18 protein-coding genes and 1 pseudogene are annotated in these 25,752 nt (G+C 32.8%); 6 read left to right on the forward strand and 13 right to left on the reverse strand.

All coding sequences use genetic code 11. The annotated features are described in order from the left end of the window. Positions 1-145: 145 nt before the first annotated feature. From COJ46_RS21380 to pdxR, 5 genes are all read right to left on the reverse strand, one after another. Entirely contained in the window at positions 146-1,258 is a 1,113-nt protein-coding gene (locus tag COJ46_RS21380; protein ID WP_097977218.1) for an NADH:flavin oxidoreductase, read from the reverse strand. A 301-nt stretch (positions 1,259-1,559) separates the two neighbouring features. Continuing rightward, positions 1,560-1,877 carry a transposase gene (locus COJ46_RS25275; RefSeq protein ID WP_097977217.1) on the reverse strand — a complete coding sequence of 106 codons (318 nt, stop codon included), beginning with the start codon at positions 1,875-1,877 and terminating at the stop codon, positions 1,560-1,562. 388 nt (positions 1,878-2,265) lie between these two features. Next, on the reverse strand, positions 2,266-2,985 hold the full coding sequence (locus tag COJ46_RS21390) for a hypothetical protein (RefSeq protein WP_098566263.1): 720 nt from the start codon (positions 2,983-2,985) through the stop codon (positions 2,266-2,268). A gap of 103 nt (positions 2,986-3,088) precedes the next feature. Continuing rightward, positions 3,089-3,760: a deoxyribose-phosphate aldolase gene (deoC, locus tag COJ46_RS21395; RefSeq protein ID WP_098566264.1), complete on the reverse strand. Its 672-nt coding sequence runs from the start codon at positions 3,758-3,760 to the stop codon at positions 3,089-3,091. A 297-nt stretch (positions 3,761-4,057) separates the two neighbouring features. Beyond that, positions 4,058-5,488, reverse strand: coding sequence for a MocR-like pyridoxine biosynthesis transcription factor PdxR (pdxR, locus tag COJ46_RS21400; protein ID WP_098566265.1), 1,431 nt, complete (start codon positions 5,486-5,488; stop codon positions 4,058-4,060). Positions 5,489-5,933: 445 nt separating this feature from the next. Here pdxR and qoxA point away from each other — a divergent pair, with 445 nt between their 5' ends. The 5 genes from qoxA to ytzI are packed head-to-tail and all read left to right on the forward strand — an operon-like array spanning position 5,934 to position 9,921. After that, positions 5,934-6,833: a cytochrome aa3 quinol oxidase subunit II gene (qoxA, locus tag COJ46_RS21405; protein WP_097977211.1), complete on the forward strand. Its 900-nt coding sequence runs from the start codon at positions 5,934-5,936 to the stop codon at positions 6,831-6,833. Positions 6,834-6,883: 50 nt separating this feature from the next. After that, positions 6,884-8,821, forward strand: a complete 1,938-nt coding sequence (gene qoxB, locus COJ46_RS21410; protein WP_098566266.1) for a cytochrome aa3 quinol oxidase subunit I — start codon at positions 6,884-6,886, stop codon at positions 8,819-8,821. A gap of 3 nt (positions 8,822-8,824) precedes the next feature. Continuing rightward, complete coding sequence (locus COJ46_RS21415; protein WP_097977208.1) at positions 8,825-9,421, forward strand: cytochrome (ubi)quinol oxidase subunit III; 597 nt, start codon at positions 8,825-8,827, stop codon at positions 9,419-9,421. Between the two features lie 2 nt (positions 9,422-9,423). Then, on the forward strand, positions 9,424-9,708 hold the full coding sequence (gene qoxD / locus COJ46_RS21420) for a cytochrome aa3 quinol oxidase subunit IV (RefSeq protein ID WP_097977207.1): 285 nt from the start codon (positions 9,424-9,426) through the stop codon (positions 9,706-9,708). A 57-nt stretch (positions 9,709-9,765) separates the two neighbouring features. Then, on the forward strand, positions 9,766-9,921 hold the full coding sequence (gene ytzI, locus COJ46_RS21425; RefSeq protein ID WP_097977205.1) for a YtzI protein: 156 nt from the start codon (positions 9,766-9,768) through the stop codon (positions 9,919-9,921). Between the two features lie 431 nt (positions 9,922-10,352). Here ytzI and COJ46_RS21430 read toward each other — a convergent pair whose 3' ends face one another. The 4 genes from COJ46_RS21430 to COJ46_RS21445 all read right to left on the reverse strand — a co-directional run bounded on the left by COJ46_RS21430 (position 10,353) and on the right by COJ46_RS21445 (position 18,530). Continuing rightward, a complete protein-coding gene (locus tag COJ46_RS21430; protein WP_098566267.1) occupies positions 10,353-10,928 on the reverse strand; it encodes a DJ-1/PfpI family protein in 576 nt (191 codons plus the stop codon). 865 nt (positions 10,929-11,793) lie between these two features. Next, positions 11,794-15,324, reverse strand: coding sequence for a S8 family serine peptidase (locus COJ46_RS21435; protein WP_098566268.1), 3,531 nt, complete (start codon positions 15,322-15,324; stop codon positions 11,794-11,796). A gap of 1,047 nt (positions 15,325-16,371) precedes the next feature. Further along, complete coding sequence (locus COJ46_RS21440) at positions 16,372-17,562, reverse strand: MFS transporter (RefSeq protein WP_098566269.1); 1,191 nt, start codon at positions 17,560-17,562, stop codon at positions 16,372-16,374. A gap of 392 nt (positions 17,563-17,954) precedes the next feature. Then, positions 17,955-18,530, reverse strand: coding sequence for a TetR/AcrR family transcriptional regulator (locus COJ46_RS21445; protein WP_097977198.1), 576 nt, complete (start codon positions 18,528-18,530; stop codon positions 17,955-17,957). Positions 18,531-18,691: 161 nt separating this feature from the next. Between COJ46_RS21445 and COJ46_RS24660 the strand changes: the two genes are divergently transcribed. Then, the gene (locus COJ46_RS24660; protein ID WP_176522581.1) at positions 18,692-18,868 is read left to right on the forward strand and encodes a hypothetical protein; all 177 of its coding nucleotides are present in this window, start codon (positions 18,692-18,694) and stop codon (positions 18,866-18,868) included. Positions 18,869-18,962: 94 nt separating this feature from the next. Here COJ46_RS24660 and nagZ read toward each other — a convergent pair whose 3' ends face one another. The 4 genes and pseudogenes from nagZ to COJ46_RS25120 all read right to left on the reverse strand — a co-directional run. Beyond that, positions 18,963-20,606 carry a beta-N-acetylhexosaminidase gene (nagZ, locus tag COJ46_RS21450; protein WP_098566270.1) on the reverse strand — a complete coding sequence of 548 codons (1,644 nt, stop codon included), beginning with the start codon at positions 20,604-20,606 and terminating at the stop codon, positions 18,963-18,965. 445 nt (positions 20,607-21,051) lie between these two features. Continuing rightward, positions 21,052-21,222: a hypothetical protein gene (locus COJ46_RS24665; RefSeq protein ID WP_176522580.1), complete on the reverse strand. Its 171-nt coding sequence runs from the start codon at positions 21,220-21,222 to the stop codon at positions 21,052-21,054. Positions 21,223-21,295: 73 nt separating this feature from the next. Then, on the reverse strand, positions 21,296-24,544 hold the full coding sequence (locus COJ46_RS21455) for an Ig-like domain-containing protein (protein WP_097977194.1): 3,249 nt from the start codon (positions 24,542-24,544) through the stop codon (positions 21,296-21,298). Positions 24,545-25,082: 538 nt separating this feature from the next. Continuing rightward, a pseudogene (locus COJ46_RS25120) lies at positions 25,083-25,375 on the reverse strand (stage V sporulation protein R); the annotation flags it as partial. Positions 25,376-25,752 lie beyond the last annotated feature (377 nt).

Below are 25,752 nucleotides of genomic sequence, written 5' to 3' on the forward strand. Positions count from 1 at the left end.
GATGGTAAAACTCCAATAGCAGATGCTTTAAATAATTTATAAGAATTCTTTTCTCATAAGAGTTTATAAAATTTTCAAAAAAAGACAGCTATCATTTTTAGCAAGCTGCCTGTTTTTTATCAAAAAGAATAGTAACTCCTTATATTTATTTCAATATACTTAAAGCTTCCTTCGTAAATAAACGCAGTTCTCTGGTGTTACCTTCACGAATTTTTGCTACCCAAGCCGGATCGCTTAGTAGTGCTCTTCCAACGGCCACAAGATCAAACTCTTCTCGCTCAAAACGGTCGATTAGATTATCGATATCTGTCGGTTGTCCACCCTTACCTTCCGTGAATAAGCTCATGAACTCAGAATCCAAACCAACTGATCCGACTGTAATTGCTGGTTTACCAGTAATTTTACGAGCCCAGCCAGCCAGGTTAAGGTCTGATCCCTCGAACTCTGGCTTCCAGAATCGTCGTGTTGAAGCATGGAAAATATCTACACCAGCCTCAGACAGCGGTTCAAGAAAAATTTTCAATTCATCGGAAGTCTTTGCTAGTTTGAAATTATAGTCGGTAGCTTTCCATTGAGAAAATCGGAAAATAATAGTGAAGTTAGGACCGACAGCTTGACGCACGGCTTTGATTACGTCTACAGCAAAACGTGTGCGACTTACTAGATCACCACCATATTCATCTGTACGCTTATTGGTTACGTCCCAGAAGAACTGGTCTATAAGGTATCCATGTGCGCCATGTATTTCCACTGCATCAAACCCAAGTTTCTTAGCATTAGAGGCCGCATTTGCGTAAGCTTGAATGAGTTCTTGAATTTCTTCGACGCTTAACGGTTCAGATACCTTTTCACCAGTTAAACTAATACCCGATGGACCGATTGGATTGACATCTGAATCAGGAAAATTTTTCTTTTCGCGCGCCATACCAGTGTGCCAAATCTGTGGAGCAATTTTTCCTCCAGCCTCATGTACTTCCTTAACAACTTGCGCCCATCCGTTTAGAGCTTCTTCACCATAAAAATGTGGAACATCAGGTTCTGCTCCAGCTGCAGGATGCTCAATTAGAGTACCTTCAGTAATAATTAAACCAACTCCGTTCTCAGCTCGACGTCGATAATATTCAGCTACATTGGAACCTGGAACCCCATTCGGTGAAAACTTGCGGGTCATTGGTGCCATAACAAATCGATTTTCAAGCTTCAATTCTCCAATTTCAAATGAGGTAAATAATGGTTCAACAGATTTTGTTGATTTCATAAAATTCTCTCCTTTTTAAACTAATAAAAATAATCAAAAGTAGTCTCTGCAAGGAGTAGGAGACTTATTCTAACTACAATTTTTATTGGATTTAGTTTAAATTCATTTTGTAAAATATTGAAGTCCTTTAAGACAACGAACAATATATAAATAGTTAACTATCCTGCTATATAGTGAAAAAATAGAGGATGATCGATTAGGGGCTGTTGACAAAATGGGAAAGGAGATTTAACTCCTTTCCCATTTTGTGTTTTCAGGCTAATTCATAGTGGTCAAACCTTTTCTTATCACATTTTCTTGTTTAATTTATTACTTTAACCATTCTTTTTAAATTCAATGCCAACGCCGAAAAGAGGCATTGTTCAAGAATTTTTTGAATGCCCCTTTTATAAGTTTTATATAAATTATGTTTTGTTTTCATCGTCCCAAAAGTACCTTCACACCAAACTCTTCTTTGTTTTTGAACCTGTTTATATTCACTAGTCTTTGATCTTTTTAGATTTTCATCGATTAATTCATGTGCGATTGGTCGTGAAATGGCTTTTTTGATTGATTTTTTTCCGAAACATTTTTCTCGAAATAGACAAATTTTGTAATCTATCGCTTTTGCTGAATAGATTTTGGAGTAATGACCATTACTTTTCTTTAAATGAGAAACGGAAGTTCCTTATGATTTGGACAAATATAACTGTCTGTTTCATTGTTAAATTTAAATTCATGATAAGATATAGTGTCATAAGCTGTTTCTTTTTTTGTTGGGGTAATATATCCTGTAATTTTTAATTTCTTTAAGCTATGATGAATAGGGGTTGTATCGTACCCACAATCAGCTCCGACTTTAATGAACTTTCTCCAGTATACATAAGCATGTGCAAAGTAACATACATCGTTGAAACTTCCTTTTAAAGATAGATTTCGAATACAACCTCGATGGCACCCGGTATCAATAAAAAAGGGTGAAGCTATTGCTCCACCTTTTTTATGAAATAAGATAGTATATGATCGAGTCAACTAAACCGGATGTTGCTTATATCGATCGCAACGAACAGCATATCGCGAACTGGTTCCATATTTGGTCCGCGTAAATAAGCGCGGCGTTTAGTAGGATAACGAAAGCCTTCAACCTCGATGTAGTCGTCAATATATTGCGCCGCCGGAAAGCTGCCTGCGACATCAACATGATAGTCGTGTCTACGCAGCTGTAAACCAGTGTCAAAATAGAAGTCCTGCTCCTTACTGTGACTAGGAATGTTATTGGGAAAACTTACACGCAATCCTCGCCAAGTCTCATTACCTTCTTTCCAGGATGGGATTTCGCTGACCTCAAACCCCGGCATCATCATGAAAAAAGGTGTAGTCAGGTATGTCCACATTGCGTATCCATTGAAATAGGCTCGATGAAGTGGATTCCATGGTGTGTTCATCGTATGATTCGCAAACAAGGTCCTAGGATTGTCGTGCTCTCGAATGACTTCCCCGGACAGGGTTTCAATCGCAATACGATTGGGGCTGAAGGAAGTCCTCCAATCCGGTTGACCAAAGGGAGTGAGAGATGCGACTTCAGAGTGAAGCGCGACTGTCATCTCACGGGGATTAGAATCTTGAACGAGCCCTTTCATTGCCCATAACCCACCCCCGGTGACGATCGTGGCAGTTAATGAATTATATTTTTTCCAACGGTTTAACCCGCCATGCGCTTCTATTACTTGTACCAACAATTCGTTCATATGTTCCTCCTTATTACGGATTGTGTTTATCATAACCTGAAGCGGCTAATCGGCTACTTCAACGTTGATAAAGTAAACATTAAATTTTTTTGAAAAGTATACTTTAATATTTATTTGAATTAAGGTTTGTATTTTCAGAAAAAATTTGAACAGCTGAGCTAGTACCAATTCTTGTTGCCCCTGCTTCAACCATTGCTTTTATATCCTTGATACTACGAACACCGCCAGACGCTTTTACTCCAACAGATTCTCCAACCGTTTCTCTCATTAGGGCAACATCTTTAAGTGTTGCTCCATGTAAAGAGAAGCCAGTCGATGTCTTTACATAGTCAGCCCCTGCTTTTACTGATAATTCACATGCTAATTGAATCTCTTGCTCTGTTAAAAGACATGCCTCAATTATCACTTTAACTAATGCAGTTCCATTCGCAGCTTCTACTACTGCGTTAATATCTTTTTCGACTAAATCATAATTTTCACTTTTTAAAGCACCTATGTTTATGACCATATCTACTTCTGTAGCCCCATTTTCAATTGCATTTTTAGTTTCAAATACTTTTGTTTCGATTGTATTAGCACCTAATGGAAATCCAATTACAGTACATACATTAACATCAGATTGTCTCACGAGTTTTGAGGCTAATTTTACCCAAGTAGGATTTACAACTACCGAAGCAAATCCGAATTCCATCGCTTCATTACATAACTTTATAATGGCTACATCATTAGTCTCTGGCGATAATAATGTGTGATCAATAATATTTGTATATTCCATGTTTTACTCCACCTTATAAATTATTTTGAGTTTAACTCTGTGCTGATTCCATTGAATCTGCCAAATTTTGAAACTTTATATCGACTTCATTTTTTTAGTATGTTAGAAAGTGAAAGATAATTGTGAATCAATACACTCAATAATATATATCTTATACCGTTATGAATTCGTGGATTGTTTCCACCTATTCATTATAAAAAATCTGTAAAAATTTAAACCATCCATTGTAGTACTTTTTACGCCATCCACTTAAAAAATGAGTAAAATAGGAATCATGATTAGTACATGATTCCTATTTCATATAGATTTTAGTGCTTTAGAAAATCTTTTTATCCCTTCATCTATTGACTTTTCGTCTTCTCTTGCAAAGGTAAAACGAACAAACCCTTTTTTAGACCCCATTGTTGAACCCGGTGCAAATAGTACCCCTCTTTTAATTGATTCTTCTAGTAATTGTACTTCATTAACTTCTTTTTTTAATTTGCACCAAATATGGATACCACCTTGTGGCTGAGTAAATTCTACCTGATCCATTAAATAAAATTGAAGACTTTTGATAATTTGATTTCTTCTTTTTTCTAGCTGCTTAACTAAATTTTTAATATGTAAATGAAAATTTTCAGCTTCTAAAAAGTCATTTGCAATCCACTGTGTAAATCCAGAGTGACCAAAATCTATTTGTTGTTTAGCATCAGATAATCTCTCAATTACAGGCTTTGGACCAATAATCCAACCAATTCTTAATCCAGAAGCAACAATCTTTGACAATGAACTTATATATAATACATTTCCATTTTCATCTAGTGATTTTAATGTAGAGATTGTTTCCCCATTAAAAGACGTTAAACTATACGGATCATCTTCAATGACAGGAATCCCAAGTTCTGAAGAAATATCTAATATGCTCCTACGACGTTCAAAACTAAGATTCGTACCGGTTGGATTTTGATAGGTTGGATTTAAGAAAAGCATTCTAATTCTATGTTTTTTATGTAATTCGATTATATCGGCAGGGTTCACTCCATTATGATCTACCGGTAATAAATAGGTTTTAACTCCTGCTGATTTAAAAATTGGTAGATTGTATGCATATGAAGGGTCTTCAATAGCTACTGAATCTCCAGTGTTTAGCAAACATTGAACAACTAAATATAATGCTTGTTGAGCACCTGATGTGATTAAAATTGATGAAGAATCCGTTTTAATTTTTCGATATTGTTTAACATGCTTTGCGATCGTTTCTCTTAATATTTTGTACCCTTGTGGATGATCATATCCAAGACTGCCAATAAATGATCTAGTTGAAGTAATTTCTCTTAATGTTTTCATTGGAAAAAGATCTTCTGACAACTCTCCACTTGCTAAATTAATTAGCTTATCTTCTGCTGTCTTTTGACGAATTCTTTGGGTTACAGGCAAGTTTGGTAGAAAAGAGCCAGCTTCAACATATCTGTTCCAACTGGGTATTCGCTTCTTAGTAATCCCCCAAATATCTTTACTGATAGTTGTTCCGCTTCCCCTATTTCTTTCAATAAGTCCATTTGATTCCAATTCATCATAAGCGGCAACTACTGTGCTTCGATTAATGTTAAATTCTTTAGCTAAATGCCTTTCGGAAGGAAGTGGTTTATCTAATGGAAAAGTACCGTTAACTATTCCTTCTTCGATATACTCGGCAAGTTGTTTATAGATAGCTTTTTTCGCTTCACGGTCGGGTTTCCATTCCATAGACAAGACTCCTCGCAATTAAATATTCTTTCTCACAAAATTTTAAATCTAATATTTTTATTTCAACCTACTATGAAATCTATTTTAACGACTTAATTTTAATAAAATAACTCATCTATTATAGATTAATTTTTTAGCTCTTACTCATCCAATTATCATATAGTTTTACCATCCACTTTACAAAAAAACAAATTTCCCATCAAAAATTGTTACTTAAACGTTCTGCAGAAATCCAGAGATATCTACTGATGATACGTGATTTTGAAATCAAAAATGACTTTAAATACTGGTAAATTAACTTTTTTTTTATTGTGAACATTTATTGACAGAAATTCTGATTTCGTTGACTTTCATTATTTATGGTTCTATATTTTAACCAATTGTGAATCAAATTAACTCAATAATTACGTTATGAAAATGCAAAAAATTGATAAGGAGTTTGTTCATGAAGAATAAATGGACTATACAAACTTTTTTTATTTCTATTCTCTTTTTGTTATCAGGGTGCGAACCTCTAAAGGTTTTGGATCCTAAAGGACCTCAAGCTCAGACCCAAGCGAAAGATATTATGTTATCCATTTGGATTATGTCTTTTATAGTTTTAGTCGTTTTCCTTATTTTAGGTTATATGCTGATTAAATATCGTTCATCGAATCAAAGTAGTGCTTATGAACCTCCTAAAATTAAAGGTAGTTTATTGGTTGAAATGATTTGTGTCGGAATTCCAGTATTGATCATCATATTTCTTTCAATCGTTTCGGTTCAAAGCAACAATAAGGTCGAGTCTAGCCCTACTGGATATGCAAATAAGAAACCATTAATAATTTACGCTACATCATCTAATTGGAAATGGCATTTCAGTTATCCAGAAGAAAATATTGAAACTGTAAACTATTTATCTATTCCTACAAATAGACCACTAGAATTTAAATTATATTCAGACGGACCAATCACAAGTTTTTGGATTCCACAATTGGGGGGACAAAAATACGCGATGTCAGACATGGTCACTACATTATACTTAGCAGCTGATGTTCCAGGTGAATATATGGGACGTAATGCAAATTTCAGTGGTAAAGGATTTGCTGAAAATACTTTTAATGTCGAAGCGGTCCCTGTAAACAAATTTAATGATTGGGTCAAAGATGTTAAGAAAACCGCTCCACTTCTAACAAAAGAAAAGTTCACACAGTTGTTAAAACCAGGGCATCTTGGAGAATTAACGTTTACTGGAACTCATTTGGAGTACTTACCTCCAAAAAATGAAGAAGGTCATAATCATCACTCTAGTGAAAATGAAATGGACTCTGACATGGAACAGCATTCAAAACACTCTAGTCATTAATCTTTCGGTAATTTTCAAATTTTAAATGTAGTTAAAGGAGTTAATGTATTATGGAATTTTTTGATCGATTTGCGATTCCACATCCAAACCCTGCTATATATGCATCGATGATTGCTATTGGGATAACTGTTATTGCAATTGTAGCTGGTTTAACCTATTTCAAAAAATGGGGTTATTTATGGAGAGAATGGTTAACAACCGTTGATCATAAACGAATTGGAATTATGTATTTACTATCTGCATTGCTAATGCTTTTTCGTGGTGGTGTAGATGCCATTTTGATGCGGGCTCAGACGGCCGTTCCCGAAAATACGCTATTAGATGCACAGCACTATAACGAAATATTTACGACTCATGGGCTTGTCATGATTATTTTCATGGCTATGCCATTTATCTATGCTCTCATGAACTTTGTAGTACCACTTCAAATTGGTGCACGTGATGTAGCATTCCCACGTTTAAATGCTCTAAGCTTTTGGTTGTTTTTTATGGGGGCGATGTTATTAAATATCTCATTTGTAATTGGTGGCTCTCCAGATGCAGGTTGGACATCATATTTCCCATTAGCTGGTAACGAACTGAGTAAATCAGTTGGTACAAACTATTATATGATTGCTCTCCAAATAGCTGGACTTGGTACTTTACTTTCTGGGATTAATTTTGTCACAACGATTTTAAAAATGAGAGCACCCGGTATTACACTTTTTAAAATGCCGATTTTCACTTGGTCTGCTCTAACGGCAAATGTAATTGTAGTATTTGCATTTCCTGTTTTAACAGTGGCTCTATTGTTGGGGACTATGGACAGACTATTCGGTACCAATTTCTTTACAACGACAAATGGTGGGATGGATATGCTTTGGGCAAATCTCTTTTGGGTATGGGGACACCCAGAAGTATACATCCTGGTTTTACCCGCTTTTGGTGTCTATAGTGAGATCATCTCCACATTTGCACGTCGAAACTTATACGGATACAAATCAATGGTATTTTCCATGTTAATTATCTCTTTTCTATCGTTCTTAGTTTGGACTCATCACTTCTTTACAATGGGTCAAGGTTCATTAACAAATAGTATATTCTCGATTACAACAATGGCAATTGCCATTCCAACTGGAATTAAAATCTTTAATTGGTTGTTTACCCTTTGGAGAGGTAAAATCGTTTTTACCGTTCCAATGTTATATTCTGTAGGTTTCATTCCGATCTTCACGATCGGTGGTGTTACAGGTGTAATGCTAGGAATGTCTGCTGCTGATTACCAATATCATAATACGATGTTTTTAGTAGCCCATTTCCATTACACAATCATTCCTGGTGTCGTTTTTGCCATGATTGCTGGACTTACCTACTGGTGGCCTAAAATGTTTGGTTTTATGTTAAATGAAAGAATTGGAAAATGGGCATTCTGGTTTATCGCAATTAGTTTTAATGTAACATTTTTCCCAATGTTCTTTACAGGATTAAATGGGCAAGCACGTCGTATGTATACTTATTCAGAGTCAACAGGATTTGGTCCATTGAATTTATTATCCTTTATTGGAGCAATCGGTTTGGCAATCGGGTTTATCTTACTAGTGTTTAACATTTATTATAGTATTCGTTACGCATCTAGAAATATTAGCTCAGACCCTTGGGATGCACGTACATTAGAATGGGCTACTCATAGTCCAGTGCCTTCTTATAACTTCGCCATTACCCCTGAAGTACATTCAATTGAAGCATTTTGGGATGCGAAGAAATTAGGAATACCGATTTTTAAAGGGAACTATGATAAAATTCATATGCCAAATAATAGTGGCACACCTTTTATCATGAGCTGCATCATATTTGTTTTTGGATTTTCATTTGTCTTTTCATTGTGGATTCCTGTAATTCTTTCTGCAATAGGAATATTTGTTTTAATGGGGCTTCGTTCTTTTGAAATTGATAAAGGACACTATATACCTGTAGAAAAAATTAGAGAAAATGAATTTAGAGGTGCCTAATCGATGAAATTAATAAATTCACTTCCGTTAGAATATAGTACAGAACAAAATCAAATAAACATATTAGGTTTTTGGATTTTTTTAGGTGCAGAAATCATGCTTTTCGGTACTCTTTTTGCCTCTTATTTTACATTAGTCAATCGTACTGGCAATGGACCTACTGGGGCAGAAATTTTCGAGATTACACCTGTATTAATTGAAACGCTTGTTCTATTAACAAGTAGCTTTCTGATAGGACTTGCTATTCATGCAATGCGAATAGGTCGAAAAACAGCATTAATCTCATTTATTGCGGTTACACTGATTCTTGGTTTAATATTTTTAAGTTTTGAGATTTCAGAATTCGTACATTATGTGCATATTGGTGCTGGATTACAAAAAAGCGCATTTTCGGCAATTCTTTTAACAACTCTAGGTACACATGGGGCTCATGTTACAGTTGGATTTTTCTGGGGATTATTTATCATGTTACAAATTCGAAAAAGAGGAATCACTCCAGAAATTGCTAATAAAACATTTATCTTTTCACTCTACTGGCATTTCTTAGACGTAGTATGGATCTTCATTTTTAGCTTTGTTTATCTGAAAGGATTGATGTAAGTATGAAAGAATTATTTCCTCTTAAGCAAGTTAAAGGCTTTGCTTTTTCAATGATTCTAACTGGAATTGCACTTGTAGTCTACTTCTTTAACTTGTCATTTACAATTGGAATGACAATATTGCTTGTAACAGCATTTTTACAAGCGAGTCTTCAATTAGTAGTGTTTATGCATGCAGGTGAAACAAGAGATAAAGGATCTATTTATTCTAATATTTTTTACGCATTATCAATAGCACTAATTACCGTATTTGGTACCTTACTCTGTATGATTTGGGGATATGTCTAATATCTTAGTAAATGATTATTATTCTAGAGCCTTAATATAAATTTGGAGGTGTTTTTTATGTCAATGACAGCTGTATATGTTATAGGTGGAATCATAATTTTTGTTGTATTCGGTGCTTTTGTTCTTACAGTAAATAAAGGATATGGAGTAAAACATAAAGTTGATAAAATTGATGAAATTAAAAACGTTTATGATGATAAAAATAATAAATAATTGTAACCAAGAAATGAGAGGATTTTTTTTCTGTAGTGTTTTCCAGTAAATATAATTGAATAAATGCTTTTAAAAAAGGAAAAGGTTTGAACTGACTAAGATCATTTCAAACCTTTTTCATTTTTTTATTTTTATCATTGTGTATCGTAAAAGGAAAACTATCTTTTAATTAAATCAGTAAGAATTTAACTTTGTAATACCTAAAATACTTGTGGAAAAGCAGTCTATTTTTATAATAATCATAAAAAAACGTATGAAATTGTTCTTTCACACGACGTATATTCTTATTCAGACCTACTGATAAAGAAGATTGTTCGATTGTATTCATTCTTTATCTCCTAGTTCTTTTTCGTTTAGTAAGCACTTAATGTATTATCTTAATAGTATCACTAAGATATTTTTGAACATTGTCTTTTATATTTCATGAACAATTAATTAAAATACAATCCTTTTCCAACAGGTTGCACGGTTTCTAATACGGTGTTTACCATATCTTCACTAACTAAGGTTCTAATAATCCAAGCTGAAAGATCCTGAGCTGCGAAGCAACCAGCAGCGGTTGAAACATTTCCATTATTAACAAAACTTTTTTCAATAACTTCTACATCAAATTTTTTAAGTTGTTCAACTACCGTTGGATAAGTAGTTGCCTTTAGACCTTTTAATAACCCTTTAGCTCCTAAAATTAAAGATCCTGAACACATGGACCCAATCAACTGACTTTTTGGATCGAAGTTTATTTTGTTTAAGTACTGTTGATTTTCAAATAAATCCTGAACCCCTATACCACTTGCAAATATTACAGCATCAGCTGATGGAATCTCAGATAGATCCCCTGTCATTGGAATTCTTAATCCAGCCATAGAAATATGTGTTTTAGCAGTTCCTAAAAGTTGGACATTCCAATCACTAATACCACCAACTAAACGTACACGATTTAACAAATCCCAAGGTAAAAATACATCAATATCTGTAAAATTATCAAAACAAATAATAGCAATCTTCAAATTTAACTCCTCCATTTAACCGAATTAATTTTTCAAATTTATTCCATTATGCGGTAGTTGCATAAGGAAAGATTTACCAATAACGTTTTTTTGATTTACTCAAAAAAGCTTAACCGAAATTTAGGATAGGTAGTCTACTTTAGGGGGGCTCCTAAATCTATAAATCTGGCATTTCCACTTGATCCTCCAACCCTAAAGATATACAACCTCACTTTATTTTGTATTTCAATTATTTGTACTCTATTTGTTTATTTTTGTTAATTTTTTTATTATTATTTTGTTTGTCTAAAATAAAGAAACAAAAAATGGCTAAAGCATTAATTACAATTGCAACATATAAAAAGAAAGTATAAATCATAAAATTCTCCAATAATTTTAAATCCGGATCATAACAAATTAGTTCCATAATTCCAAGATACTACTAGATGATAACATCCACAGAACCAATCATTAACTTAGACTTTGTAGTTGTTTGTTTCTATTTTTCAGTATAATCTAATGTTTTCTTATACATCACCTCTAACATAAATGCATTTTAGGATAGTGGAATTAAACCATTAAAAAAACGGAAAAATTTATACTATTCAAAATGTTAAGATTATTATATGGTTTAATATTTTTTTAGTAAATGACATACTCGTTATCATAATGATTCATTTCAGTTATTAATAAAGAAAAATGAGGCAAGAGCATATGAGGAAAATCAATATAAGTCTGTGTTTTTAAGTTTCTTTGATGACAAACCAATTAGCTATTATGGAAACCAAAAACTGTTAGCTTTTGTTTGAAATACTTTTAGTATCAATTTAATGTTAATGAAAAAATGCCAGCTCGTAGAATAAGAGACTGGCATTTTTTCAATCTTTTATTGTACTACAGTAACAGTTTGTGGGGTTGTCGTTACTTTAAAGCCTTGTTTATTTACAACTTCTGCTGATACAAAATACGTACCATTTGGAACATCTAACTCAGGGGTCCAATTTAAATGGATTTCATTTTCATTTTCAACTACAAAAGAATCAATTACTTTTCCATTTATGTCTTTTATATTGATTGTCCAATTTACATTGTTATTAGCAAATGCATTGATTCCAGCAGGTATACTTGCACTAATATTTTCATTTGGCCATACACTAAAGTAGCTTACTAGCATTTCCTCATTAATATATGAAAGGTCTCCCCACACTGAATATCCATGATTATAAGCATAATCAGAGCCCAATACGACAACGCTTTTTGGTTCTTCATTTACAAGGACAGATGTCTGTCCAATCTGTAAAGGCTTATATTTACCGTTATACCAAATAATTCCAACTTTAAATCCACTACCATTTTCATTGTCTACTGCTTTGAAAGAGATTTCATATTGTCCATCTTTCGGTTGTACTTTAATATCCGAAACGACTGGAGCAACAGAATCTACTTGAATAGGCAGTTTTACAACTTGTGGTTTAGCATTCTTATAATCTAGTATTGTTTTTATTACATAGTTATAATTACCATCTTTGACTACTTGATCATTTTGGTCTTTTACATCCCACAAATAACCACCATTTAAATAGTTACCATTAGACATAATATTTTTACGGAATTTCCATGGATTTCCAGTATATTCACTAAAGTCACCAAGATATTGAATCATTTCACCATTTTCATTCTCAACATACATTTCAGCCTTTTGTAAGTTTCTTAGTGTTGTAAAAGTTGAGAAAACATTTTTTAAGGCTGCATTCGGAGAAATAACCATTCGACTTTTGTTAAATGTTTCTGTTTTCGGATCATAACCTAGTGGGAATGTACCTTCTGAACCTGGTTCATCATTCCAAAGAGCTGTGTAACCCAAGAAAGCATCTTTATCCCATGCCACAGGGTCAATATTATGTGGTTGATCCCATTTTCCGTAGTAGCCCATATATGGTACAGAAATTGGAACAGCTAAATCTGCATTTTGACCTGTGGGAACTAATCGTACATATCCCTCAACAAAAATCCCTTTCTTTAATTTAGAAGGTAATTCAATTTGAATATCGAGATTCTTGTTTTGTTCTGTCTTAATCTTTAATATCTTTCCTTGTGAGTTAGATACTTTTTCTCCATTCACAGAAGCTATAGCCCCTTGTATTCGCTCACTGTTTAATGTTAAATACTCTTTTGAATCCAATGTACCATCATTGTCTAAGTCAAATTCTTTCGTTTCTTTGCCGTCTGTAAGGACATCTACATAAACTTTGTATTCGAATTCTTTTTTTTCTTTATCTTTATTGTTTTGAAGTGCATCTAAATTCAATTTAAATTGGACATTATTACTATTAATCTCTTTTAATGCAACTGATCCTGCTTGTTCTAGAGGAGTTTTTTCTCTTGTCACGAGTACAGGTGTTTTAATTGCATTTTGGATTTGCATCAAACCAGATCCTTGAATTCGTGGTGAATAAGGAACTTCAGAATTTGTCCGTGGGTCTTGTATAATTTTTGACGTGTTCATTAATGCAATTTTAGCTTTTAAAGCTGTTTCCTTTGAATGGATTAAACCTTTTTCATATAAAGATTGTAATAATAGTGCAGATCCACCTGTTACATGTGGGGTTGCCATTGATGTTCCACTCATAACCTCATACTCATTGCCTGGAACAGTTGAATATATATTACCGCCTGGTGCTGATAACTCAGGTTTAAAGTCTAAAGTATGTGGTGTTCCGTAAGATGAGAAATATGACATTGTATCTTTACTTGGATTATCAATATAAATTCCTTTTGATAATTTCATTTTAACCATATAACCACTTGTTAACTTAGAAATTAACGTATTACCGATTGCTTTGCCTGTTGTTGCCGCTGGTGTAAAATAAGGACTAAAGTAGACAAATGGATAGTCAACATCAGTATTCGATGGTACTAAAATAACCGCTTTAGCACCCTTTCTACTTGCTTCGTATTGAATATGACTGTATGATCCATATATTTGGTCTGGTTTTGCAATAACAATTTTATCTGTAACATCTTTATTTTTAAAATCTTCAGTTCTACCTTCACCTACATAAATCATTTCGTAACTTTCAAATGGAGATAAAACTTTAGAAAACTTAAAGTTAAACTGGGTTTGATCTTGGTATGGGAGCTGAATTCCATTTTCTTCTTCAAGGGTGTTCATATGTATTTTCGAATTTTCATATGAAGCTACAGAAATTGCATATGGACTTATACCTGGTTCACTCACTGTACCAATATCTGGATTTTCAGCATAAGGTTGTAAAGAAGATTGCAGTAGTTCATTTTTTGTACTGTAAGCAGCGTTCCCACCAGCAACTACTACAAGTGTGCCATGTTCTGTGGCTACGTGAATTGCCTTCTGAATCGGATCGTTGTCCTCACCAACAAATCCAGCATCAGTTCCTAAACTCATGTTAATAACATCTGCTCCCATTGTTACTGCGTGCTCAATACCAGCGATAATGTCGTCCTCATAAGCTCCTTCGCCATTATCAGAAAACACTTTTTCAGCTAAAAGTTGTACTCCCGGCGCAATTCCTTGAACGCCATCATTTGATTCGTCACCATTTGCTCCTACTGTACCTGCTACATGTGTACCGTGAGGGCTTCCATATTGACCATGAGGTATTACATCAGTATCATCATCCGCCCAATCATATCCTGTAGGTACTTTGTCACTGTACCATTTCTCATTTACTTCAGTTTCAGCGAACTTATTTTGGATATTTGATTCTGTCCATTTTTCCTTTTTTTTACCTTTTTCAGTAAGGGTCATATCTTTATGAGTATAATCAATTCCTGAATCTATAACCGCAACTAGTAACCCTTCACCTTTATAACCATATTGCTGCCATACATTTTGAGCTTGTACCAATTCTTTGCTTGCACCCATTGATGGTTCAAAAGTTCTTGCAATATGTACATTATCAACCCCAGCTGTGTTTTCTATATCTTTAACATTACGAAATTCTGTTTCAACACTAAAGCCATTAAAGCCTTCAAAGAAACGATTTTTCACCTTGGAAGATAATCTTTGCTTTGAAATTTTTGCTATAACGTCATCTTGCTTTTGCTTTTGTTGCTTCTTTTTTTCATTTAGAGAAATATCAGTAGTTTCTGGTTGATCTACCTCAACTATTACTCGTACTTGTTCATTTGGATTATAAGCTTTAACAATACCATTTTTACTTAAATCTTTATAACCTAGCTCATCTACTTGATCTTCATTTAAATGCTTTTCTTCATCTAAGAAAATTTTCTGACCTTTTTTTACAATGTCCTCAATACTTGGAGCAGGAACAGAGTTACTTTTTGTTTCTTTTGCAAAACCCGTTGACGTTAACAATATTGCTGCTAAAGTTGCTGTAGTAATTACTTTGTAAGGAAAACCTTTTTTCTTCCTCATTATCAACTTTCCTCCTACTTAACTCATCTTGATATTTGCCTTAAAACAAGTGCGTCTTTAGTAATATTTATTCAACGTTTAAAACAGCAGTTCTAAGATAGAATTCTACATGTGTAGCCCTTGCTTTCACGGTAGTAAACACTCACAGCAACTGTTACAAGTATATCTTCTAATGAAATCCATTTTTCCTTCTGCTGTGACATCAGCTTTGGGACTATCCTTATCCTGTGTTTCACCCATTAAATTGTAGTGACTTTTAAGAATGGGAGAGCGAAACTAGTGATTCACTTGTGTGGGCTCTTTGTTGAATTTAGTGACTTTTTAATTGAGACAAAAACCAAACTACTAAATAGAAGAAATAAATAAGGTTAGTAAGAATGCTAATGAAGTAATTCGATTGTCATATCTGTTCTCATTTGTTAACCTTCATATTTTTTTTATATTTATCAACCTGTAAATACTGGCTGATAATATCAACAGAAGGAATCATTAACTTAGTATTTGATGCTGTTTATTTCTGTTTTTCAGATAATCTAATGTTTTCTTAAGCATCACCTCTTTCATAATTTGCATTTTAGGATAGTGGAATTAAAACATTAATAAAAACGTTAAAATTTAGACTATTCAAAATGTTAAGGTTATTATATGGTGATATTATTTTTTAGTAAATGACATTCTCGTTATCATAATGATTCATTTCAGTTATCAATAAAGAAGAATGAGGCAAGATTATAGGAGGAAAATCAATATAAGTCTGTGTTTTTATGTTTCTTTGATGACAAAACAATTTTATATTTTTATATGTACACTGGTATAGTAACTTGAATAGTTAGCTACTTAATAAAAAATAGATAAAATGTCACGATTTGAAAACGTATCTATATAGTATCACTTTCAATCTAGATGTATGGAATTTTATAAAACTGCTAGATCTTATTGGATATGTGATTATTTCAACTTTAAAATTTGATTTGAATTCTTTCTGCTTCAATTTAGATGTAATAAAAAAACCACCTTTCTCATGTGGTTTTAAACTTTCGAAAATATTTATGCTCCATGATTTTGAACTATAGGCTTAGAAATGTCACGTTTAAATCTAATTGAATATAACAAGATATAGATTACAATAATCGTTGCAAACAAATTTAGAAATACAAGTGCAAGGTTTAAATTGATGAATTTTGTAAGTACTCCGACTCCTATAACCGGAACGATAAATCCGATATATGCAACAAAATAAAAAGCTGAAATTACACGAGGTCTAGCTTCAGGATCTGGCAGTTTTCCTGCAAAAAATAAAGCATTCTGAAAAGTCCATCCACCACCAATAGCTTGTATGAATACACCTATCCATAACAATGGTAAACTTGATGTTAAACCCGAGATGACAATGAGCCATGTAGCAATAACTAGAAACAATATTCCTAATCGCATACGAGTAACTGGTTGAGTCGGTCTAGGTATGAACTGGGCAGCTGCTGATCCACTTAAAAGTACGAAAATTATCAAACCTGAAATAAAGTGATTAGACGTTTGGATTACATTTTTGACAAATGTAGGAATTAGAGATAATGCAATTCCTTGTAACGTGAAAACTGTGAAAATAGGTAGTGCTGACATAGCCCAAAAATGTGAGCGGATTTGTTTCGGCACCCCTAATGATATTTTGTTATTTGCACGCATTTGCTCAGGTGTTACATTATCTTTTGATATCGTTTCAAGTAAGACGATCGAAATAATTAATAGAAAGAGAAGTATCCCTAATGGTAATCTAAAAGGTTGAACAGGGATATACTGTAACATGAAAGCAGCAATTAATGGTCCTACCCCAAAACCAACGAGTACTGTAACTCCTGATAGTTTGAGTGCTGTACTCGTTTTTTTGGGAGAAGTTTGTCTCAATAATAAAGCAACTGCAGTACCTGTAAAGGCACCGTATGCAATTCCTTCTAAAATTCTTCCAGCAAATAGCATCCACACTTCAGTGTTGCCAAGTAAGAATAAGGTAGAAGCAATGGAAATCAAGATACTAATACGGACTACTCTTTTTAACCCCCATCCGTTACCTTTTGCTCCTACAATAAGTAAAGTTGGCAAAAGAAAAACAGCATAGATTGCAAATAAAATTGTAATTTGCAAACTACTTAATTGATAATATTCGCTATACACAGGAAACAATGGAGTAACAAAAGTTGCTCCACAAGACATCAATAATATAATTAATAACATTTTTTTCATTTACTTTATCCTCTCTATTTTTTACTGTTCGTTCTCAAAAGATCATAATGATTTATTTCTTATACTTTAATAATCTTTTGTACAATTTGAAAATGTACTTATTCCTCTCTATTTTTTACTGTTCGTTCTCAAAAGGTCATAATGTTTTATTTCTTAAACTTTAAATTCTTATAATAAATTTCCCTACTTTAAATATCTTTTGTACAATTTAAAAATGTTCATTCACAGTTAATCTAAAGACAATTATTACTTTCTCACCACCTCATATATCTATTTATAACATATCGAGAACGGTCGGTAAATATTTTTTACCATTCGTTCTCAAATGTTCATTTCAATTCAAAAAGAAATTAACTGGTATAAGTTAACTCCTTTTATTCTCAATAAAATTATTAATCTAATATAGAAACTGTCATATCAACAATATTTCTCAACTTATTTTTATCGTTAGTTGTTTTTGTTAATACTCGTAAACCTACAAAAGAATTATGAATAAACTGTGATAATTTATCTAAATCATGGTGGTTCGGAATTTCACCTGTATTTTGACCACGCAATAATAATTCATGAATAATTTCTTCTGTCTTAGCAAAATTTTGTTGAATTTTTTCTGCCACTTCTTGATCATGTAAAGCCAACTCAATGGCAGTATTTACTGTCAAACATCCAAATGATTTTTCATTATCTTGGGAAATTACCGATTCTAAAATACTTCTAAGAGCATCTTTTACAGATAATGATTGCTTAACTTGTAAATCCATTTTTTTCTTCATATTTTTATCGTAAAGTTCTAATGTTTTCATAAACAAAGAATGTTTGTCACCAAATGTATCATATAAACTTCTTCTATGAATCCCCATATGGGAAACAAGATCTTGCAATGAGGTTTTTTCATAACCTTGATACCTAAATAGCTCCATCGCTTTTTGTAGTACTTCTTTTTCATCATATTCTTTATGTCTTGCCACGTTCGTACCTCCTTTTGGAAGATTATATCATATTTATAAAAAAACATTGAGTATACATTAATATACTATTTTTAAATACTAACTCTAAGTTTACCAATTAACCATCATTATAAATAATTACAAGGACAAATTCCATTACTAAATCTAGCGAGGTGATATTAATGGGTAAGTGGAATGAACAAGCTGCAGCGAATAATAATTTGCCATCTAGCACAATCCGTTCATCTGAGCTTTTATTAGGTAAGAAAGCAGATCATGAATTTTCAGAAGACCTTTCTGATGGCGGAGAAAGAAATCAAAATATTGAGATACTAAATAAAAATTCTAAGCTGAAATAATTATATTATGCCCTAATTAACAGAAAAAAAAGAGCTAATCGTATACTCACAGATTAGCTCTTTATATTATTCTTTTGACAAATTATCGCTTTAATTAGTTTTTAACATTATTAGGATTATAAATTGAGTAATGGTCTAATATCAAATTTTTATTCTTTAAAGGAATAACAAATTTAAGTTTCTTTGATCCAATTGAATAAGTTATAATTTTTTCGTTATTTTTGGTCGTAACTTCTGAACCAGGTGAACCAAAATAATTTTTGATATTATTAATAGTTAAAGATTTTAATTGAGGATCAAAAGAGCGTAATTCAAATATTAAATGGCTTTTTTGATATCCAACTACTACGTTTCTCTTTGTGTATGTGTTATATGTTCCTTTAGCAGCGGCCACATATTCACTACTGTCTTCTTTTCCCCATTTTTGCCTTATAGAGTCAATAGTCGAATTCATTACATTAAATTCTGCATTGATTATTTTTCCTTCATTCGCTTTTGTTGAGATATTTTTTAAAAGTGAGTACTGTGTATTACTAGTTTCATTGCTAAAAGTAATTGCTTTCTTAATTTGCTTATTTAAATTTGTAACATTTACAGGTTGAACTTTATTATTGTTAAGTTTATATTTCTGTTTTAATGATAAAATCTTATAGACACTTTTATTTATTGTGTCTTCTGATATTTTGTGATTTTTAACTGCTGTATATATGCTATTATAAATGGTTTTAACATTTTCATTTCCATGTCCTATCAAAATAATATTACTTCCGGCATTAATAGAGGTTACTGCTGCATTACTTAAGTTAAAGTGTTTAGCGATGGCTCCCATTGACATATCATCAGTTATGACAACTCCATTATACCCATATTGTTTTCGTAAAAGATCAGTTATTACAGCTTTTGACATAGAAGCAGGATATTTAGAGTCTACTTTCTTTACTAATATATGAGCTACCATCATCATATCCGCATGATTTTTGATGGCATGATCGAATGGAACTAACTCAAATTTTTTTAAACTTGATAAGTCTTTATTCACTATAGGAAGTTCTAAATGCGAATCTACTGAAGTATCTCCATGTCCAGGGAAATGTTTAATAACAGGAATTGTGTTTCCTCTATGAATTCCATCCATCATTCCCTCACCAATTTTTGAAACGATAGTTGAATTTGTACCAAAAGAACGATCTCCAATTACTGTATTTTTAGGATTACTTTGTATATCGAATACTGGTGAAAAATCAGTATTGAAGCCAAAGGATAATAGCTCTTTTGAAATCATATTACCTATATTATTCGCGTACTGCATATTATTTTTATTTCCAATTGTTCTGGCAGAAGGTGTATTTAAAACCCCTGATGGCATTCGATTTACTCTACCGCCTTCTTGATCGACAGAGATAAACAAAGGTACCTTGTTATTTGTGTTGTAAGTTTTTATGTCATTTGTTAAATTTACTAGTTGACTTGGACTTTTTATATTTGTTCCAAAGAGTATTACGCCACCTAATTTATAATTTTTTAAAAGCGTATCTGCATTACTTGCTGTTGTTCCATCAAAACCAGCGATAATCATTTGACCAATTTTTTCTTTAAGAGTTAGTTTATTTAATTCAACAAGGATTGGGTCAGTTTTTGAAACACTTACATTTTTTTGAGCCTTGGCTTCTATACAACCAGTTAATAATATGAAACTACTAATCGCAATCATTGATAATTTTTTAATATTGTTTTTCATAATTTCACCTCTAAATTCAATATGATGAAAATGTCAATATTGTTTCGAAAAAATCATAGCAAATAAATGTTTCGAAATTATAAACATTTTGTATCAAATATATAATTTAATACAAACCTTTGATCCAGTTAGGGTTTAGTAAAAGTTGGACCACATCCTCTCAATTATAGTGGCTATTTGAGAATATTCGTTCGTAATTAGAAAAACTCAACTAACCCTCTACAAAAAAAAGGATAATCTCTATTTTTCTATATTCTAGAAATAGCTACAATTATTCCCCCCCAAGAATATATTTATAACATTTTGAGAAAGAACGCAATTAAGAATTTTCTCATTCGTTCTTAATTAATAAAGAATAATTAATAAAGAATAATTAATAATTATTTTTTAATCTCTCTATAATTCGGGTTAATAATAGTACAGTAAATATTTCTTTATTTATTATTTACAAATAGTTTCCTGAGTTTAGTTCACCACTATTAAAACAGTTTATTTTGACACTTTCATTTAATAAATCAATAAATTCTCTTGCTGCTTTCCCAATATGTTTTTGCTTATGAAAAACAATGATTTCTTTAAAAATAGAGGGAATTTTAGTTCTATTTCTTTTATTCAAAATAAAAATACCCCGTAATGTTAGATTGATACTAACTTACGGGGCAAAGCTTATCAATTATACAAATTAATCTTTATGGTTTTACAATAACAGGTATAATTATTTTAAATCCATCGTATTCCGCAATGATAACAGCGGCTCCTTCTGACTTCGTTAGGATTTTATGATCAGTGGTCATTTCTGCTACTTCCGAATTGGAACTAGTCCATTTGACATCAGTTGTAACGTCTTTTATCGTTCCATCGCTTGACAAAGCATTAATGATTACCTCATTTTTTGAGCCTACTGAATTTACGATATAACCGAGCGAAGAACTTATCCCCCTAGTAAATGTAGGATACTTTGCTACAACTTCAACATCAATTGTCTTTGACATTCCAAAAACAGTAGCAGTTATTGTCGTTTTTCCAACAGAGTGAGCGATGATATGTCCATCAGCAGAAATTGTTGCAACCGATTCGTCTGCCACCGTGAATTTTGCTTTGCTATTAAGATTATAACAATCACAATTTCCATCTCTGCCATGATGACCAAAGAAGCCATTAATTGAGATGTCAGTGGACTTATTAGGTTCTAACATTACATTTTTAGTTGTCCATTTATCATTTTCAGCCCAATATAAATCTACAGGCTTAGTGTTTCTTACCCAAATAGCATCTCTCAAACCATAATAATTGAACCAGATGTATGTTTCACCAGGGCCGACCCATGTAATGACTCCGTTCTGGTCAACAGTTGCTACACTTTCGTCGGAAGATTCCCATTTTCCTTCTGTATCAACCTGAACAATATTATGATCTGTATATTCAGCAAACGCGTTCGCATCAATAGTTCCTTCTTCAGGGTGTAATATCATCCCATTACTAGTAGTAGTTATCGCTTCTACTATAGATCCTGCTTCAGGCTGTATTATCATCCCCGAGCCAACAATTCCTACTAAATTTACTGGTCCAGCTTGATCTTGTACTTTTACTGGAATTTTAATAGAAGTAAAACCTGCAATTGTTGCACTAACCGTCGTTTTTCCAGTTTTCATTCCAATAAATTTCCCGTCTTTAACACTTACAACTGTAGGATCCTCTGTTGTCCACTGGATTGAATTCGATATCTCTTGTTGAGTTCCATCATTGTATTGAGCAAAAACATGTACTGGATAAAGCTTATCTTTTTGAACAACAACATCCAATGAGGAAACAAGTAAGGACTCAATTTTTAAATCTTTAATTGATGCATCATTTCCAGAAAGAATTGAAACATTCAAGATTTTTGTGCTTGTGCCGTAGTCGATAAGTATTTGTGTTGTTCCTGCTGCTACTGCTGTAAGTACACCATTCTTAACTGTAACTATTTCTGGGTTTAATGATGTGAATCTTGTGTCTGATGTAACGTCAGATGTTGAACCATCCTTATATTTTGCTTTTACAGATAACGAATGCTTGTGCTCAGATAAATTAAAGGAAATGTCATTTTCACTAGGAATTAGATTAACAATTTTATTTGCAAAATCTTTAGAAGGTTCATTTGAAACGATAATTGAAACCTGCTTCGAGTATCCAGAGCTATCTACGGTAATCTTTGTTGTACCAGTGCCTACAGCTGTAAGCAGGCCATCCTTATTTACTTTAACAACCTCAGGATTAGATGATTTATATACCGCATATGAAGTCGAATTTGATCTGTCTGAATAGGTCGTTTTTACTTCTAATTGCTGCTGTTGATTTACTACCATATTTTTCATATCTGGTGTAACAGAAATTGATTCAGGGTTTGGAGCCTGCTTCTGACCGTCTTTATCCGTAACTGCCACCGGGATATTTATAAAGTAACGAAAATCATTATAGATTGCATGCAAGACAGTTGTGCCACTTAATTGACCAATAACTTTTGATTCACCACCATATTTTCGGGAAACTGAAGCTACGTGGAAATTGTCGGAGTACAATTCAACGGAACTTGTTACATCCTCAGTACTCCCATCACTATAAATCGCATTTATTTTAATAGGCGTTTCTTCACCTATTCCTAAAGAGAGGTTTGGTTGAGAAGCTGTCAAACCAATAACTCTAGGAGTTGTAAGCTTATTGGTGACAGTAACCTCAATTTTAACTGGAGGAAGAACATCTGAACGATAGGAAGCTGTCACAAACGTTTTACCTGTCTTACCTGCAATGATATATCCTGAATCAGTAACCGTTGCAATGCTGTTATCTTCGACTGTCCATTTGACATCATTCGGATTTACATTTTCAACTAAAGTCATACCACCTTCTGATATTCCATTAGTGAATACTTCGGTTAAATTAATAGGCCAATTTTGTCCTGGCATTAGTTCAACTGTAGGTTCATCAGTTATAAGCTTTGTAGGCTTAACAACATTAACAAGTACAGCACCAACCAACTTATCATATTTAAAATAAATATATGCTTGGCCGATTCCAACTGGGGTTATTTGACCATCTTTACTTACCGTAGCTACATTTCGATCTGTCGTTGTCCAACTTCCTAAAGAAGTAACCTCTTTATTCCCCTCCCATGGGTTCTTTGCAATGGCACTTACTTGAACCGACTTATCAGAGGTTTCTAACCTCAACATGTTAGCCGACATGTACAGCGCCGTTACATTTTCAGGAATATCTCTTATCGAAGCAAAGAAATTTATTTGTGGAAAATTTGCATAAGTTACTTTCATTGAAACATTACCTGGTGAAATTCCTTTTAATACACCTTTTTCAACCAATGCAATTGAAGTATCTCTTGATTCCCATTTAGCTAATTTCGTTACGTCTTCCATCGAGCCATCACTATAAAGCGCTTTCAAAGAAATAGGACGCTCTTTCCCTTCATCTAAGTATGTAACTTGATTCGCCTCTAAAACAAGCGATACAATTTTTTTACTTTCTGAAGGATTTGACAATTGACTTAAAACTTGTGCGTTTTTCGTAACATTTACTTCTACGTTTAAAACTGCATTACCAAGACTGAATTGTACATTTGTAGACCCAACATTTACTGTTGTTAGTCTTCCAGTTTCAACAGTTACAACTTTTTCATCTAGTGATGTCCATTTTCCTTCAGCTGTAACATCTGCTTTACTACCATCCTTATACTCTGCTTCAATCTTTAAATCGTGGTGACCTTGAGAAAGAGAGAGCGAGACTGTTGATTCACTTGGAATGAGTTTTACAATCTCCTTCGTTGGTGGGCTATTTGTTGCTCCGGCTGCCTTTTCAGTTGAGGCAAAAACCAAACTACTGAATAGAGACATAAATAGGGTGAGTACGAGTGTTAAAGATGTAATACGTTTTGTCATTTTTGTTCTCATTTGTTAACCTCCATATTTTGCTGCTGTTTGTTTCTATTTTTCAGATAATCTAATGTTTTCTTATGCATCACCTCTAACATAAATTGCATTTTAGGATAGTGGAATTAAACCATTAATTTAAAACGGTGAAATTTAGACTATTCAAAATGTTAAGGTTATTATATGGTGATATTTTTTTTTTGGAAATGACATTCTCGTTATCATAATGATTCATTTTAGTTATCAATAAAGAAGAATGAGGCAAGATTTTAGGAGGAAAATCAATATAAGTCTGTGTTTTTAAGTTTCTTGATGACAAATCAATTTAATTTGTTCAATGGTATAGTAAATTGAATAGTTATCTATTTAATAAAAAATAGATAAAATGTCAAGTTTTGAAAACCTATTCTTATAGTATTTCTTTCAATTTAAATGGGTGGAATTTTATAAAAACTGCTATATCTTATTGGATATGTGATTATTTCAACTATAAAATTTGATTTGAATTCTAACAGCTTCAATTTAGATCTAATAAAAAAACCACCTTTCTCAGGTGGTTTTAAATATACTTCAGATGACTATTCTTCCCATCATAACTTAACACTAACTTATCAGCACTGACTTCCCTTCAATATCCATCTACAAATTAAAGCCTTTACCCGATAACTGATGAATATACGGAATTACTTATTCAACATATTTCATATCTGGCTCAGTCTTTTCATATGAATGCATTAAATAAAGCTCGCCATTTTTTAAATAGTCCCCATCTTGAACAATTATATATGGGATTCCACCATTTACCCTGCTTATAACAAGCTGATCTCGAACTGCTTCCCACGCTTTATTTATATTATTTAGTCTTTAATACTAGTTCTGCAACATATGAGGTATTTATGAGTTATAGTAAAAGTACATACACTAAACCACTTCAAAAGCAAATGATCCCAGTTAGTTATACAGGAATCTTTTGAATATTGATTGTCAACATGTTGAAGTTTTATTGAAACTCACTCTAATTAATCGGTTGTTTTTGTTTCAAATTCTTTAATTGTGGCATCTGGGCTAAACACCTTCCCATCATGATTGAAAATCTCCAATCATATTAAATTTCATTACAGTTTTCCCGAATTCCTTTAATTAACAGCCATAATTGCCACTCGCCAATTTACGGAGTTTTGATAACTTACTTCTTCTAAAACCTCGTAGTTTGACTAGTCAAATTGTAT

It is taken from the genome of Bacillus sp. AFS077874, assembly GCF_002566505.1.
Classification (GTDB): domain Bacteria; phylum Bacillota; class Bacilli; order Bacillales; family Bacillaceae_G; genus Gottfriedia.